The organism is Runella sp. MFBS21 (assembly GCF_029433105.1).
In the GTDB taxonomy this organism is placed as follows: domain Bacteria; phylum Bacteroidota; class Bacteroidia; order Cytophagales; family Spirosomataceae; genus Runella.
This window is the reverse complement of record NZ_JARNTW010000010.1, coordinates 184123-201403: the sequence shown is the minus strand read 5'-3', so window position 1 is coordinate 201403 and position 17281 is coordinate 184123. Positions and strand designations below refer to the sequence as shown.

12 protein-coding genes are annotated in these 17281 nt (G+C 41.3%); 8 read left to right on the top strand and 4 right to left on the bottom strand.

Annotated elements, in window-relative coordinates; all coding sequences use genetic code 11:
- The first annotated feature begins 6 nt into the window (after positions 1 to 6).
- From P1X15_RS19540 to P1X15_RS19520, 5 genes are all read left to right on the top strand, one after another.
- Complete coding sequence (locus P1X15_RS19540) at positions 7 to 1695, top strand: SusD/RagB family nutrient-binding outer membrane lipoprotein (RefSeq protein WP_277339820.1); 1689 nt, start codon at positions 7 to 9, stop codon at positions 1693 to 1695.
- Positions 1696 to 2012: 317 nt separating this feature from the next.
- On the top strand, positions 2013 to 5426 hold the full coding sequence (locus P1X15_RS19535; RefSeq protein WP_277339819.1) for a SusC/RagA family TonB-linked outer membrane protein: 3414 nt from the start codon (positions 2013 to 2015) through the stop codon (positions 5424 to 5426).
- Positions 5427 to 5464: 38 nt separating this feature from the next.
- Complete coding sequence (locus tag P1X15_RS19530) at positions 5465 to 7102, top strand: SusD/RagB family nutrient-binding outer membrane lipoprotein (RefSeq protein ID WP_277339852.1); 1638 nt, start codon at positions 5465 to 5467, stop codon at positions 7100 to 7102.
- A gap of 107 nt (positions 7103 to 7209) precedes the next feature.
- A complete protein-coding gene (locus P1X15_RS19525) occupies positions 7210 to 8454 on the top strand; it encodes a hypothetical protein (RefSeq protein WP_277339818.1) in 1245 nt (414 codons plus the stop codon).
- Between the two features lie 133 nt (positions 8455 to 8587).
- On the top strand, positions 8588 to 9934 hold the full coding sequence (locus tag P1X15_RS19520) for a PhoPQ-activated pathogenicity-related family protein (RefSeq protein WP_277339817.1): 1347 nt from the start codon (positions 8588 to 8590) through the stop codon (positions 9932 to 9934).
- A 264-nt stretch (positions 9935 to 10198) separates the two neighbouring features.
- Here P1X15_RS19520 and P1X15_RS19515 read toward each other — a convergent pair whose 3' ends face one another.
- A complete protein-coding gene (locus P1X15_RS19515; RefSeq protein ID WP_277339816.1) occupies positions 10199 to 10636 on the bottom strand; it encodes a hypothetical protein in 438 nt (145 codons plus the stop codon).
- Positions 10637 to 11119: 483 nt separating this feature from the next.
- Positions 11120 to 11578, bottom strand: coding sequence for a hypothetical protein (locus tag P1X15_RS19510; protein WP_277339815.1), 459 nt, complete (start codon positions 11576 to 11578; stop codon positions 11120 to 11122).
- Positions 11579 to 12213: 635 nt separating this feature from the next.
- On the opposite strand from P1X15_RS19510, the gene P1X15_RS19505 reads away from it, so the two are divergent.
- From P1X15_RS19505 to P1X15_RS19495, 3 genes are all read left to right on the top strand, one after another.
- Complete coding sequence (locus P1X15_RS19505; protein WP_277339814.1) at positions 12214 to 13062, top strand: glycerophosphodiester phosphodiesterase family protein; 849 nt, start codon at positions 12214 to 12216, stop codon at positions 13060 to 13062.
- 196 nt (positions 13063 to 13258) lie between these two features.
- Positions 13259 to 13447, top strand: a complete 189-nt coding sequence (locus P1X15_RS19500; protein WP_277339813.1) for a hypothetical protein — start codon at positions 13259 to 13261, stop codon at positions 13445 to 13447.
- Positions 13448 to 13481: 34 nt separating this feature from the next.
- Positions 13482 to 15272: a metallophosphoesterase family protein gene (locus P1X15_RS19495; RefSeq protein WP_277339812.1), complete on the top strand. Its 1791-nt coding sequence runs from the start codon at positions 13482 to 13484 to the stop codon at positions 15270 to 15272.
- 342 nt (positions 15273 to 15614) lie between these two features.
- Here the strand turns inward: P1X15_RS19495 and P1X15_RS19490 are convergent, their stop codons facing one another.
- On the bottom strand, positions 15615 to 16370 hold the full coding sequence (locus P1X15_RS19490; RefSeq protein WP_277339811.1) for a DUF4262 domain-containing protein: 756 nt from the start codon (positions 16368 to 16370) through the stop codon (positions 15615 to 15617).
- 109 nt (positions 16371 to 16479) lie between these two features.
- Positions 16480 to 17214, bottom strand: coding sequence for a hypothetical protein (locus tag P1X15_RS19485; protein WP_277339810.1), 735 nt, complete (start codon positions 17212 to 17214; stop codon positions 16480 to 16482).
- Between the last annotated feature and the right edge of the window lie 67 nt (positions 17215 to 17281).

Genomic DNA, 17281 nt, shown 5'->3' with positions numbered 1-17281 from the left:
ATGAACATGTTAAAACTCATATCAAAATCACTTTTGGTACTCGCCGTAATGGTTATCGCTTCTTGTAGCGACAAACTCAGCGAGATCAACGAAAACCCCAACGGGATTGATCCTGCCACCGCCAATCCCAACTTAATGATGCCCGAAATCATGAATTCTGTAGGGCGTGCTTATTTGGAACTAGGCTACGGGGATGTAGCGGGTGTAGCTCAACACATCCAACACGACGGTTGGTTTAGTGGCGTTAATCACTATGATTGGGGTCCACAAGATTGGAACGGTTGGTACAATATCCTTCGTAACAACGAATTTTTGTACAAACGTTCGGTAACTCTTAACTACAAATTCCACCAAGGAGTAGCGCTTACCATGCGTTCATTCATTTTTGGAGTGATTACAGATTTGTGGGGTGATGCTCCTTATACTTCAGCCGTGAAAGGCGACCAATCAAACGAATTTTTGAAGCCTGCCTTCGATAGTCAAGAAGTAATCTACAAAGGAATCATTGCTGACTTGAAAACCGCTTCTGAATTGTTTGCTTCTAAAGATGCTACCGGATATACAGCAGGCTATGATATTTATTACAACGGAAACCCTACCTCTTGGCAGAAATTCGCCAACACCCTTTTGTTGCGCTACTACATGAGAGTATCCGAAAAAATGTCGGCTGAGGCTAAGGCTGGTATTGAAGCTGTGTATGCTTCTGGTGTGTATATCAAGACCCCAAGTGAAGATGCTACTATGAGCTACATTGGAGCTACTTCTGGCAACTCTTGGCCGGGTGCAACTGCTTTTGACCAAGAGCAATCAAACTTTAGAAGAAAAAAACCAGCTCAAACTTTGGTGAATGCCTTGCTTACCAACAAAGACCCTCGCCTAAAAGTATGGATTGCTCCCGTGCATGTGCAGTGGGTAGCTGACCCTACTCTTGCTACAGCGGTTGATCCTTTTATCAGAAAAGACGGGGTTGTCATGACAGGGACTCCTTACTTGACCGATCAAGTATTGAATGTAGAAGTGAAAAAAGGAATTAAGTTCACACGCCGTTATAATCCGAACCTCTACACAGGCACACTCGACACCAACGAGTACGTAGGTGTGCCTCCTGGATTAAGACAACCAGATTATTACAACAACAACCCAACTCCGGGCCAAACAGTTCAGAATCAGCATGTATCACAGCTAGCAGATGTATATCGCGGTAGCAGTGGGGGTTTGTTAAGGGCTCGTTTAGCTTCATCGGCTGAAACGGCCTTTATTTTGGCTGAAGCGGCTCAAAAGGGTTGGTCTGTAGGTTCGGCAGCTACGCACTACAATGCAGGTGTGAAAAACTCTCTCGAAACTTGGGGCGTTGGAACTCAATATGACGCTTATATCGCACAGCCTGGGGTAGCTTTCAACAATACCCTTGCTCGCATCATGGAGCAAAAGTGGATTGCTAGCTGGACTGCTGCTACTGAAGCGTGGTTTGATTATAGAAGAACAGGCCTTCCAGCTTTGAAAGCAGGACCCGCTTCTGCTGAGCCAGTGCTACCTGTTCGTTTCAACTATGGTGACAATGAAGTAAACTTCAACCGTACCAACGCAGATGCGGCAATCAATAAGCTCGAAACCACTACTCATTCAGGTTTAAGAGGAAAAAATAGCCAATGGTCTAAGCCCTGGATTGTACAAGGCACTAGCAAACCTTGGTAAATGATAAGTTTAGATAAGATAGGATTAATGTACAATTGGTAGTTTGCTCAGAGGCGGAGGATTATCTTCCGCCTCTAGTTTTTTATCAGTCTATAGGACTTTCTTTATTATCAACATTTTGCCCTCCCAAACACAATCTTCTGAAAATCAACCAAAAACTATTATTTTATTTTTTTAAAGTATTACGTTTATATTATAAAATTTTTAATTTATCATTAAATAATACATTTTTTTAAAAAAATTCGTCATGCAGAGTAGTCTATTTCATAACCCTTGAGGTATTGGTTCTATAGAACTTTTTTTAACCAACAGGAACCATGAATGAAAACTCTATTCTGCGAAGAAACCTTAGGTACTTGCTTACTTTAACGGTGGTGGTGATTCTGTGCTTTTCGGAAGCTTGGGCGCAAACCCGAACTATCTCCGGCAAAATCACTTCAAGCGAAGACGGCACCGGAATGCCCGGCGTCAATATTATCTTAAAAGGAACTCAAAAAGGTACCACTACCAATGCTTTTGGCGCTTATTCGCTAGAAGTAAGTGGCAGTAATCCCGTCCTTATTATCTCCTTTGTGGGATACACAGCCCAAGAAATTGCAGTCGGAAATCGTAACGTAATAGACGTATCACTCGCTCCCAGTGCCGAAAACCTCAAAGAGGTAGTCGTAACTGCCCTCGGTATCAAGCGCGAAGAAAAATCACTAGGATATTCGGTAGGAAAAGTAGACGGAAAAGAACTTAATCGAGTAGCCCAAGAAAACGTACTCAATGCCATGGCGGGCAAGGTAGCAGGGGTTAGTATTAGTTCTACAGGAGGTACAGGCTCATCAGTAAGCATGATTATCAGGGGTGCTACTTCTCTCAGCAGCGACAACCAACCTCTTTTTGTGGTAGATGGGGTGCCCCTTGCCAATACACTCAACAATATCAGCCAAGTAGGAAACGACAATAAAGCTGATTTTGGAAATTCAATCTCTAACCTCAACCCAGACGATATTGAAAATATTTCTATTTTGAAGGGACCAAGTGCCGCCGCCCTCTATGGCTCTCGGGCGGGAAACGGGGTGGTACTTATTACCACCAAAAATGGCTCTAAAGCCAAAAAAATGACGGTTTCGATTACTTCTAATACCGTTTTTGATAAGCCTTTCAAATTTTTGAAATGGCAAACACAATTTGGCCCAGGCCAATTTTCGGCTATTCCTCCGTCTATTAGTGGAAATCCTCTCACCAACCCCTTCGGTAAGCTCATTCAAGAAGAAGTAGGAGCTACTTATGGAGCAGCCCTCGATAAAGGATACTCCGAAGTACAATGGAATAGTCCCCTTGATGCTAATGGTAAGCCTATCGCAATGCCTCTGGTATCTCATCCCAATAACGTAAAGAACTTCGTCCAAACAGGTATCACTACGACCAATGGCGTCTCAGTAGCCAATAGCAACGATACTTACAGCTACCGCCTCTCTTACTCTAATATGCAAAATAGAGGGATTATTCCTAATTCAGATTTGTTTAGAAATTCACTCAATCTCAATACTTCTATTAAAGTAAGTGAGAAAGTAAGGCTTAGTACCAATATGGACATTAGCCGCTCAAACTCCAACAATCGCCCTGCCGGAAACCGAGGAACCAATCCCCTTCAGTGGGCCTATGCCGTATCGCCTCACATCAATATTACGGATATGAAGGACTATTGGGTACCTGGTCAGGAAGGTCTTCAACAACGTTCACAATCAAAAGGTATTTACAATAATCCTTATTTCTTAGCCTATGAAGTCAACAATGGCTTCAATCGTGACCGTATTTTTGGGAATGTACGCGCAGATTGGCAAATCACGTCCGATTTGAGTTTGATGGGAAGATACGCGGTTGACACTTACAACGAGCGCCGCGAACTCAAAGTGGCCAATAGCTATACCAGCGACCCTCGCGGTGCTTATGGTATTATCAATTTGGCTAATTTTGAAAGTAATGCTGACTTTTTGGCTACTTACAAAAAAGATTTAAAAGATTTTAGCTTGTCGATTTCGGCGGGGGGAAATGCTCGTTATCAGAAAGGTTCAAACGTCACAAACGCTACTAAATCTGGTACTGGACTTATCGTACCGGGTGTATATACCATCCAAAACATCGCTCCTGCCAACTTAGATTATAACAGTACATGGTTCCAACGTGCCATTTACAGCGTGTATGGCTTAGCCAATATCGGTTTCAAGGACATGATTTTCTTGGACGTGACAGCCCGCAACGACTGGTCGAGTACCCTTCCAGCGGCCAATCGCTCCTATTTTTATCCTTCGGCTTCTTTGAGTGTCTTGGTCAATGAAATGCTGCCTTTGTCAAACCAAATCAGCTTGTTGAAACTCCGCACGGGCTTTGCACAAGTGGGTAACGATGCCAATCCATACCAACTCCTAGGAACTTTGGGCAATGCAGGTGCTTGGGACGGTGTTCCGCGTCTTACCACTCCTGGTACATTGCTTATTTCTGATTTGAAGCCCGAAATCGTGACTTCCTTTGAAAGTGGTATCGACCTCAATTTGTTTAAAAACCGCTTACGCTTCTCTGGTACTTATTACACTGTCGAAAACCGTAACCAGATATTGAGTACCAAATTGCCCCCTTCATCGGGCTATTCACTCAAAAACATCAACGCTGGTTTGCTCGTAAGCAAAGGGTTTGAGCTGAGCTTGGGGGGTACTCCTCTCGACAAAAACAACTGGCGTTGGGACATTAATGCCAACTGGACGCGCAACCGTACCACTATCAAACAACTTTCGGACGACCTTCCTTATTATACTCTCTGGACGGATGCCAAAGGGGGTGCCTGGACTTACGTAGGCGAACAAATTGGGGATATTTATGATGCTAAAATCGTAACTGTCGAAAACAAAGAATCGCCTTACTATGGCTATCCTATCTTGGACCAAACCGGAAAATGGCAATCTATCGACGCTATCAATACCCGCAACAAAATCGGGAATTTCAATTCCAAATTTAATATGGGATTGCAAACCTCTATTGCCTACAAAGGCTTCAGCCTCAACCTTTCATTTGACTGGCGACATGGGGGAGATTTTGTTTCACAAACATATCGTTATGGCGAAGAAAATGGTCAATCTCAACTTTTCTTAGACAAACTCATCAATCCTAATGGCCTCACGGGACAAGCATTAAGGGATTATTTGGTAGCGAATCAAGACGAACTCATTCGTATTCATGGCAACTATTTCCCACTCGTGGGAGGGCCGACACCTGATTATGGCGGCTATCCTTTCAAATATGGCCCTTATACTTTGCCTCATGGTGGGGTATTTATTCCGGGCGTAATTGCCACAGGTTATGATGCCAACGGCAACCCAACTGGCTTCAAAGAAAACCTCGGAGGGCCGGGCACTACTATCTTGCCTTTTGCGGGTAGTACAGCTTGGTCTTTCACAAGAGCATTCCTTTACGATGCTTCTTATCTTAAACTAAGAGAGGTTTCGTTGGGATATGATTTACCACAAAATTGGATTAAAAAAGTAGGTCTCCAAAATGCTAACTTCTCGGTTTATAGCCGCAATATCATCTTGTGGACAGCTGCCAAAATCAACATCGACCCCGAAACTGCCTTCCAAATGGAAGCGGGAGTTCAAGGCGGTGGAAGTCAATTCAAACAGGGTATCGAACGCTACAATGTCAACCCTTGGGTGATACCTGTCGGATTTAAACTTGGACTTACATTTTAAGAAAACATAAACGACCGTTTAGGCGGTTAAGAAAGATGATGAAAATGAACAAATTCAAATCTACATGCTTGGTGGTTTTGTTTTCTTGTACGGTATTTTCTTGTAAAGATTTAACCGTACTCAACGAAAACCCCAACGGCGTCAACCCCGAAACTGCCAATCCTAACTTGGTGCTGTCTACGGTATTGACCGAAACAGGCAAAGCATTTGTAAACTTAGGCTATCAGGATATTGCAGGGGTGATGCAACACACCCAAAAAGATGGCTGGAGTGGTGGCCACAATGAGTACGACTGGGGAGGTAGCCAAAGCTGGGCTTCTTATTATGACATCCTACGCAACAATCAGTATGTATATGACCGAGGCGTAGCTACCAATTCAGAACTACACCAGGGCATTGCTCTTGTGATGAAATCAATGATGTTTGGTTTGATTACGGATTTGTGGGGAGATGCTCCTTATACCAGTGCCCTCAAAGGAGCAGTAGGTGGGGCCGAAAATACTTTTCCTGCTTTCGATTCTCAAGAAACAATTTATACTGGTATTTTGGCTGACCTCGAAAAAGCCAATACGCTGCTTTCCAAAAACGCAACCGAATATACCACTACTGTAGGTACAGCTGACGTTTATTATCAAGGAGCACCTGCCAAATGGAGAAAATTGGCCAATTCGCTGGCATTGCGCTATTTGATGCGCATTTCTGCCAAAAAACCCGACGTAGCCAAAGCTGGCATCGAAAAAATCGTGGGTAATGCTACTCAATATCCTATCATCACTGCCATCGCTGATGATGCCGCTATGGCCTTTGCCGGAAATAGCAACGACGACTCTTGGCCGGCCAATGCCATTTATGATGCTAGTGAGAGTAATTATCGCCGTATCAAAATGGCGGCTACTTTTGTAGATAAACTCCTAGCCCTCAAAGACCCACGCTTAGGAGTATGGGCCAACAAAGTCAAAATTCAATTGGTAGTAGACCCTTCTCTTCCTGCCGGAACGGATAAAATCGACGGTAACAAACGCTATCTCTCGCCTGATAAAGTAGCTGGAAAAGAGTACAACACCAATGAATACGTAGGTCTTCCTACGGCTATGTTGGGTGGTCCTACCTACAATCTTAGTCCTACTGCTGAGCAAGGTGCCAACAACCCACACGTATCGTGGCTCAACGACATCTACCGCCAAGCCAAGGGGCCTTTGCTCAAATCTCGCCTGATGTCAACGGCAGAAGTGCGATTTATTTTGGCCGAAGCGGCTCTCAAAGGCTGGGCAGTAGGCGATGCCAAAACACACTATGAAGCAGGCGTAAAAGCATCTCTCGACACTTGGGGACTTACCAGCAGCTATGCCACTTACATCGCGGGAGCAGATGCTAAATACAACGGAACACTGAAACAAATCATCGAACAAAAATGGATAGCAAGCTGGACTGCTGCTACTGAGGCGTGGTTTGACTATCGCCGTACTGGCTTCCCAGAGCTTACAACTGGCCCGCAAGCCAAACGTAAAGTATTGCCAGTGCGCTTCTATTATATGCTAGATGAGCGCAATCTTAATAAAACAAATGCCGAGGCTGCTATGAGCAAACTTGAAACCACCAACTATTCGGAAGCCGATGGCAAAAATAGCCCTTGGTCGAAGCCGTGGGTAGTACAAGGAACTGGTAAGCCTTGGTAATTTTTTTGGGTTAGTTAATTGAAAAAAAGGTGGATACTCTCCACCCTTTTTTTATCTTTTTTCGAATATATTTTTATAAATAAAACCTCTCTATGCATATCTAAACCATGAAACTCTTTGCTTACTTATTATCTTTTTTAGCAACTTTCAATGTAGTGGCACAGGACTTTAAGGCTGCTGCTGCTTTGCGAAACATTACCCCCAATCCCCTACTTCCGGCTTCGGGCGGAATAGGAGTTCCTAAAAAAACGACCGAAAAGAAAGGGGAGTTGTTTGCAAGGGTATTGGTGCTAGAAAAAGGTACGACACGCGTAGCCATCGTCAGTGTAGATAATTTAGGGTGGTCGTCCGTTTTGGGGAATCGTTCGCGGGCATTAATCAAAGGCATTGCACCCGAAAATGTCTTGATTGGCTGCACTCACACCCACAGTGGCCCCGATGCCTATGCCTTTCCCGACCAAAACGGCAAAACTTCTGCCGACCTCAATTACCTTGAAGATTGCGTAAAAAAAATCGCCGAAGCTGTAAACGAAGCAGTCTCAAAGTTAGAGCCTGCCACGCTCAAAATTGCGGTAGGGGAAGCCAAAGGTAAAATTGCCTACAACTACTACGCTGACCAACTATACGATCCTCGTTGTGGGGTGATTCAGGCTGTTTCAAAAGCAGGGAAACCCATTGCTACATTGGTAAACTATGCGATTCATCCTGAGGTGATTGGCTCAGGGAGAGGCATCATGAGTCCTGACTTGTGTGGTCCGCTTTACGACCGTATTGAGGCCAAAGGCGGTGGAATGGCTCTTTTTATGAATGGTGCCCAAGGAGGAATGGTAACTGCCGATACCCGCCGCGAAGCAGGCACGGAAGCCAATACTTGGGAAGAATGTATTCGGATTGGAGAACTACTAGCCGACGAAGCCCTACGTATCGTACAAGACGCCCCTACTTTGTCGAACCCTGCGCTGTACTCAACAGCCCGTACGATTACATTTCCGGTAGATTCTGATTTGATGAAGTATATTCTTCAAAATTCACCACTCAAACATCCCAACGCCAAACCCAACGAAGTATCGACTCAGCTCAATCTCTTGAACATTGGCCCGGCGCAAGTATTGACGATTCCAGGGGAAGCATTGCCCAATATTGGTTTCTATCTCAAAAGAAATATGAATACCAAGTATCCATTTCTGTTTGGTCTTACCAACGACGCCTTCGGCTATATGCTTACCAAAGTTGATTTCAATAGTTTTAAAAGATACGAATACGTAAGTCGTACGAGTTTGGGCGAAATGACAGGTGAAATCTACATAGACCAAGCTCTTAAACTAATAAAAGAAAGTCCCAAACCTCAGTAATTTGACAATGTTGAATATAATTGCCTTGAGTAGTATAATGGTCAAATTTCAACCAAGTTCCCACCAATATTTTCAAATTATCACATTTTCAAATTGCCACATTAATCATAACTTCCTCAATTAATAAAAACTTATGTACAAATCATTTTTAGTTCTAATAATCGCTAGCTTGGTAAGTATTTCTCATCCCAAGGCGCAAAGCACCATCACTCCCGAAACAGCCCTTAAAAGTTATATCACCAATGGCGACAATACTTTTACTTGGGAATTAAAAGATTCTTTTACGCAAGGTGATATCACTGGCTATAACCTTTTGCTGACTTCTCAAAAATGGCGGGGCATTACTTGGCGGCACCAATTGACCCTTTTGGTTCCCAAAGAAAATACTCACGATGGCGCTATGCTTTTTATCACTGGAGGCTCCAACAAAGACGAACAACCCAACTGGAGCAAAAGCGATAAACTCTGGCCTACCTTGGCAGGAGTTGCCTCCAAAAACAAAGCCATCGTAGCCCTTCTCAAACAAGTTCCCAACCAGCCCCTTTATGGCAATCTTACCGAAGATGCACTCATCTCTTATACTTTACACAACTTCAAAAAAGACGGAGATTACAGCTGGCCTTTGCTCTTTCCTATGGTCAAATCTGCCGTAAAAGCAATGGATGCCGTACAGGCTTTTGCCAAACAAAAACTCAATCATGATGTCAAAAACTTCGTGATTTCGGGAGCTTCTAAACGCGGCTGGACCACTTGGCTTTCGGCAGCGATCGACGATAATCGCGTCAAGGCCATCGGCCCAATGGTAATTGATATGCTCAATATGCCTGCCACGCTCGATTATCAACTCAAAACTTACGGGGCTTACAGTGAGCAAATCGAAGATTATGTAAAACTAGAAATCCCTCAAACCGCCAATACTCCCCAAGGCAATGCCATCACTACGATGGTTGACCCCTACTCTTACCGCGCCAAATTGACCGTTCCGAAGATAATCTTTATCGGTACCAACGATGAGTATTGGACTGTCGATGCCATCAAGCATTATTATGATCAAATTCCCGGCCAAAATATGATTCACTACGTACCCAATGCCGGTCACGACTTAGGCGGCGGAAAACAGGCCATAGAAGCACTAAGCGCGTTTTTTGGTACTACTATCAATAATCAAGCTTACCCCACTCCTACTTGGAATGCAAAAGCCAGTAAAAAAGGAGTAAAAGTAAACATCAAAACGGCACCTGCTGACCTAGTAGATGCTATTGTATGGTCGGCTACCTCTACCGACAAGGATTTTAGAAACGAAAAGTGGAGTAGCCGCAGTCTAGGAGTTTCCAACACTTCCAATATCAAATTGACCGAATCATACGCTGACAGTGGTTACAAAGCATTTTATGTGGATTTGAAATACAAAGACCCTAACGGTGGCACCTATACCGTAAGTACAAGGGTATTTTTGACCGAACCTAAAAAACTACTTTAGTAAATATTCCACCACTTTTACCCAACTTTGACTCCCCGGCAGTTTAATTGTCGGGGATTTTTTTTAAACCAACCTTCCCAAGGCTATGAACCTTGGGAAGGTTGGTTTAAAATCTTACTATTTCACGATTAGTAGTTTTTTGGTCACTTGCTTACTTTCAGACTGCCAACGTAAAGTATAAGTTCCGCTGGGTACTTTGGAAAGATCTGTTTTATCTTCCTTATAGTCACAAAAATTCCAGATAAATATGTTCTATAGTTATTACTATTTTTTTCTAATTTGAAAATTGAATGTGTTGGTTTTACCATAATTTTTAGATTGTATTTCAATAGGCCTTCCCACTAAAGTGGTGGCTACTGCATCTTTATACAAGAAGATATTATAGTCCATCCCAAATCTGAATTTACTAGTTTCTAGAGGTAGGATATTAGCATTGTCAGTTCCGTTGGGTATGACTTGAGAAAGGTAATAGATACCATCTTTGTCTGTTAGTGCAGTTAGATAAAACGTTTCTGAATGTGAAAACGCATTTTTCTGATCGTATCCACTAAAGCGAAATTCTACTCCCTCTACAGGGGTATTATTTTCATCTATCACCCTGCCTGTCACGATAGTTGGCGTAGAGGTGAGAGTTTTCTCACAAGAGATAAGTGTCAATATGAGTATAATACTTACTAGGCTTAAAAATTGTCGTCTTTTCATGGCTTTTGGGGAGTAAATAAAATTTTCATATATAGATTAAAAAAGTAAATTTTTAATGTAGCCTATAAAATGGGGTATTCTTCCGTAAAAGTATGACACCGTCTATATTTCAATAACTTACTCTATATTTGGAGCTTAAAGAAAATACAGCTCCAACAGAGATATTTTTATAGTATAATTGAAATTGCTGGTGCCGATTTCGTTTGCGGTCAACTTCATCTTTCAAAGTTTTGAAACCATAATACTGCCGTAGTCTTAAACTATTAGCATAGTCTTTGAAGAAATATAACAACTAAAAACCAAGAACAGATTTCAAAATTTTTATCAGTTTTGTATTTTATGTTTAGAAAAATTATCAACCCTTGCCAGCATATTTTTTTTGCCTTTTTCAACTATGACTAACCCCCCTTTTCGGATATACCTCAAAGCTTGGGCGTAGCTGTGGGCGAAGCCGAGCAAGTATTGAACATAATGACATGAAAATTATTCAAGATAAAAATCATATGGTAATTTTCTGACATTTTCATTTTTTTGGCAAATATTTTCTATCATCGTTACAAGTTTATCTGCCTTCGCAACTGTGATAAAGTTAAAAGGATAATAACAGGGGTCGCAATAAGTTATTATAGAAGTGTCCTCTTTATTAACAATAGTAATTTTCGTTGTTAAAACAGGAAGTGAGTGTATATAAGAACAAAAGCCCTTATCTTTATTTTTAAGAAGAGCATCATTTTCATAGAGATAATTTACAACTTTTTTTATATCCTCTTTAGAGGGTTTGAAGGAAGCGGACTGATCAAAAACCTCATATACACCATTTACAAAATCTATTCTATGTACATTATCCTCTATCAAAATATTAAAATTGTCAATATCAATATGCTGTTTTGAACAGCATATTGAAGAAAAAAGACACAAAATTATAAAAACAATATTTTTCATTCTATTTATAAATTTTGAATAAATCATTTAATATCCAATTATAGTGGTTGTGATATAGAGAAAGCTGTGAGAGTGTCAATTTACTATAAAAAGAATGGAAATAATCCAAAGATGATAAAATATCAACATTTAAACAAATTCCTTGATATAATGACCAACTAGAGAGCCTTCTTATAAAAAGAACAAAGTACTTACAACCTCATATTATGTCTATCTTTTTAGGAGTTGTCATAGCCCAAACCCGGATTTTATTACTCATTTAACAATTTTAATGGCAAGCGAATGCTTTAGGCTTGATGGCAAAATATTGATTTACAGGCACAGCCTAAGAAAATTCATAAGTTGTTGTCAAACCATCGATTCCTCGGGTGCTGATTGGCTTGTCCCATTGTGGGTCGTAGTTAATCGTAATTACTTGAGGCTGTTATACCCCAAAGAGCATGGTAACGCTACAAGGACTTTGCCTGCTGGATTATCCTGCTAATTAGTTTGCTATATTTTTTGTAACATCTTACCTATTTATCCCCCCTCCACTAGTGTAATAAAACTTCTTCTCTAGGTATTTTTTTGCTCAAGGATTAGCCTATTTGCTGTTTCGGGGCGTACTATTTCAAACATCGTTTTATAAACAAAGTATGAAAAAACAAGTTTTGGCATTGGCTATGGTCGCCTGGGGAATTAGTGCATCCATCACTCCTCGCAAAATAGAAGAAATAAAAAAAGACTTCCTAGATAGTGGCTCTCCTACGGTATTGGTGGCGTCTCACCGAGCAGTGCACCATATTTTACCCGAAAACTCCATCCCAGCGGTGGAAGAGGCGATTCGTCTTGGGATTGACATCATCGAAATCGACGTCAAAGTCACTACCGACGGCGTACCTGTACTCATGCACGATGGCAAAATCAACCGTACTACCAATGGCCAAGGAGATCCCGAAGAGATGTCGTTTGCGCAGTTACAGCAATATAACTTGGTAGTGAAAGGTGAAAAAACCCTTCATAAAATCCCCACACTAGAACAAATTTTGCGCTTGGCCAAAGGTAAAATTTTGGTGGATTTGGATTTGAAAACCGACCGTCTGGGGCCTGTTATTGATATTGTAAAAAAAACGGGAACGGAAGACATTGTTTTCTTCTTCGATAGCGACTACAATTCGCTCAAATATGTGGACAACATCAGCAAAAAATACATGCTTATGCCCCGCGCCCACTCGCTGGCAATGGCCGACTCCGCTCTCACACTTTTTAAACCAGAAGTAGTACACATCGATTTTTCTTTTTATACCCCAGAAGTAACGCAACTCATCAAAAAACGTGGCGCTAGAATCTGGATTAATGCCTTAGGCAAAATAGATGTTTTGCTTCGCAACGGTCAGCATGAAGAAGCTCTTCAACAACTCCTCCAACATGGTGCCAATATTGTCCAAACCGATGAGCCTGAATTGTTGATGAAATTGTTGAAAGAAAAAAAATGGCACCGTTGATTTTGAAGTTACAACTATCCAAAACACAACTGATTGATAATAAGGGAATTAAAAACACAAAAAAGACATTTTGCCCACATATCTTTTTAAAATACACCTCAATCATGTAAAACTTCTAAAATTCCACAAAAAACCACCTCATGGATAGCCTTTTCCTAATACTAGTAAGTATATAGGTATATACCAAGCCAAAAAAATGAAGCCAAACCGTTCAGAATATTTGATTGGAAAGCTCTTGAGCAACGAACTCTCGATAGACGAGCTGAATGAGTTTTTGGAAGGGCTTGGTAGCCATGAGATGACCGAAGAATACAGTAGTATTTTTGAGCACTATTTTAACCAATTACTTGCTCAAAACCCAAACACAAAAGACAACGCCTCGTAGCCAATAAGTGCGTTGAATCTTCTTCTAAATTAGTATGAAATATCAAATCTTATCTTCACTATTATTAGGATGTGGAATAGTCGGGTTTCTTTCCTGTAAAAGTACCGCAAACTTTCCTAGCACCGTTCCTACTGTCGAAAATGTCATGGATGGCGCTGTTACTAGGCTTTATCAGAAGCTTTCTCCTACCCAACTTGACACCGTTTCGCAACCTTACTTGCTGACATTTTTGGACGAAACTGAGCAAAAATCCCTAGCCACTCAGTATTGGACTTTTGATGTCAATGTGCCGGTAGTGGTTTCGCTGATGCGCCACCAAGACCAAAAAGTTTTGCCGTTTTGGCTCGAAAAAAGTGGTTTTAAGAAAACCTCACTACTCGTCAAAAATGAAGAATACACTTACGAAGTATGGCAAAAAAAATACGACAAGGGCAGAGTGGAGCTAGGAGTCAATGGATTTGACAAGCACCGTCCAGTTTATTTTTTGAGTGTTGGTCCACAAAAAGAAGGGGATAAAGTCAAAATCACTAACGTGTTTCCTGAAAGTCAAACCTTCGCCGAAACAAAAGTAGGGGCTTTCACATACCATGATTGGGATGATTTGGTACTTACGGAAGTTCCCGAAGAATTGGACGGGGATGTTTTGTTTCAAACTATCCGAGGTCGCGCCCGCGAAGCGCACATGGTGGGGGCTTTTCGCCAAACGCCCTACCCTTCGAGTACCAAGCCCGACCAAATCCTACTTACCTGGAGCAACGACCCCGCCACAAGCGTAAGCATTCAGTGGCGTACACAGCAGAGTGTCGCTAGTAGTCAAGTTCAGTACTGGTCAGCGGCTTCGGCTGATACGCTCAAAGCAGCCGCTGAGGTGTTTAAGATGGAGGACCGATTGCTCCGCAACGACCGCTACATACATCGTTTTACGGCCAAACTTAGCGGCCTCACCCCCGCCACTACTTACTACTACCGCGTAGGTTCACCCGAGAAGGGCTGGTCAGAGGTAGCGTCGTTCAAAACGCAAGCTACTTCGCCCGAGGCCTTTTCTTTTATTTGGTTTGGCGATACGCACAAGTCCCCCGATTGGGGCAATATGGCTCGTCAGACGCTTACACGTCACCCCGAAATTTCGTTTTATTCAATCATCGGCGATTTGGTCAGTACTGGTCTAAACCGCGACGAATGGGATGAATTTTTTCATCATTCTGGCTCCATTTTTAGCCAAAAGCCATTGATGCCCATTCCCGGCAATCACGACAGTCAAGATGGCTTAGGAGCAGCGATGTACCAAAACACCTTTGATTTGCCTACTAAGGGCCCCGATAAACTTCCCAGCGAAAGAACCTACGCGTTTCAATACCAAAATGCGCAGTTTTTGATGATAGATGGGACTTTCCCGATTGATGCCCAAACCAAATGGATAGAACAACAGCTTGCCAATTCGAAAGCCAAATGGAAATTTGTAATGGTGCATTTTCCTCCCTACAACTTTGAGGAAGACTATGCCCAAATCCGCAAAGAATGGGGAGTACTCTTTGATAAATACCACGTGGATATGGTCATGAGTGGTCACGTTCACTACTATATGCGAAGCAAACCTATGCGCGCCGAAAGAGCCGTTGAAAGCCCCGCTCAAGGTACGATTTATACCATTTCGATTAGTATTCCGAGCAAGCACACTTACTGGCCCGAAGAGCCTTATGCGGCTGCCCGCTTTCAGAGCGGCCCTGTGTATCAACACCTCAAAATCGACAACAATCAGCTTATCTATCGATGCTTAGATACCAACGGGAAGGTAAAAGATGAGCTAAAAATCACAAAAGAATAATCACCTCCTCTATCTAGTTTATAATTTCTAAATGCCAAGGCCGCCCTGACAAGGCGGCCTTGAGTTTTTATAAAAACTTCTTGGTATTTCTTTTTGATATTTATTACGGCTCCAAACCTCGATTTCGCTACTCATTTATTAATTTTAGTGATAAGCGAATACGTCAGACTCAACTACAAAGCACTAATTTTTAAATATTTAATTTTCACAAGAAAGTTATATCGTTGAAGTTAAGTACAAAAATTGATAGTTACGCGTCTTACTAAACAGACACTGGGATTTGCAAATAGTTGATGTTATAAGGTCATACCTAACCTGCATAAAAACCCGAGTTACATACGGTTATTCTTCATCTATCTCTTCTTCGTATTTCCATTCATCATCTTTATGGTCTCGCCATGCCCACCAACCAAATTGTAAATGATAGAGTTCGTTTATTGTTGGGTCCAATTTGGTGATTTCTTCTAAACAAACAAGTTTTGCATCATCTAAATTGGGTTCTAAGCTTGTGTGAAATTGCCAGTCACCGTCTTCGTTATGATAAACATATAATATCGGATCCCCATTGAAAGCTTGACTTGTGGTATAGACACCTAAGTTTCGTTCTTCATAAAATTTAAAGTCCGTATTTCGGTCAAGCAAAGGTTGTTTGAATTTCCAGTTAGGGTCAAAGTCTTTGTGCCACGGAAAATTATGTTGCTTGTCTGGCCAAACAAGTTGTAATACTGGAAAATCAAAAGTCATGTCGTAAAACCAACCTGCATAACCTACATAGTCTGGGTAGTAGTCTTTGTCAACTTGCAAAAACTGAATGTCGAAACCCCTTAAAAAACCTGAATAGAGTTTATTAGTTGCAAGTGTTTCACCTCTCTTTATCAAGTCGCAAGCATGATTAATTATAGAAGCCATTACTTCCTTTTTTAAGCCAAAGCAAATAATTTCAGGGTGTCCAAAATTTTTAAATAGTCCGATTGAATAAACAAAAGCGGGTAAATAGTTGTCAGCCTCCAGTAATGCTAAGTGGCAACCATATTTTTCAATATTATCAAGAATTGCTTGTTTAGTTTCTATGTCGTGTTTGTAGTGATTGTCTGTCATATGCGGTTTGTAAATTGGTGATACGCCAGATTTTTAGTGAAAGTTCGAACAAATATTAAAGATTGCAGGGCGCCATATTACTAAATCGATGCTGTGTACGGTTTCTTCTCTACGGGAATTTGTCAACATTATTTTGTACAAATTCATAAAGTCGATTTATAAGTATTTGTTTTTGTTCTTTAAATCCATTTTCAACTTCTTGAAAGCCTTTGTTATTTCGCAAATCATGAGTAGCTCTTGAATAATTTTTATAGGATTTTTTCGCATCATATTCTTCGTAAACAAGTACCAGAATATTCTCCGCTTTTTTCAAAGAATGCATCAACTCTGAAAGGTCCAGCTTTTTATCAATTTGTTGGACAACTATATCCAAGTTAAACGACAAAGCATTTTGATAGCCTTCCCTCTCTTCAAAGTTAAGCCACTCCATAATTGCCACAAAGCAATAAATTTCGGAAGGCAAATTTTTCAAATAACCAAAATTGAGCCAAAAATCTCTTTCTAAATTATACTTCTCCTCAATCGTCAAATATACTTTGTCTAATGCTTCTTCTTTTTTGTCTTTATATTTTCTAATAATAAGTTCTGTCAAAGTGTAACGTTCTTCATCAATTCTTTTAATTGTCAACCCTATATCAAAATTACTTTTTGTTAAGTATCTAATTGCAGCGTCTGATGTCACTCCTGTTTTGCTAATTGTTAGAACAACCATTTCTTCCACAAAATGCTTTTCAGCTTTTTCTAAATCTCCTTCAACTTCTTCAAGCAATGTTAGCCCGTGTCGGAGTCCGATAGGAATCCGCTGTCGTAATATTTCAAGTTTGTGCTTATATATTTCGTTCACTTGTAATCGATTTTAAATAGTACAAAACGTTTTCGGATGGATTTCGAAGCACAAAGCTTCAAATTTG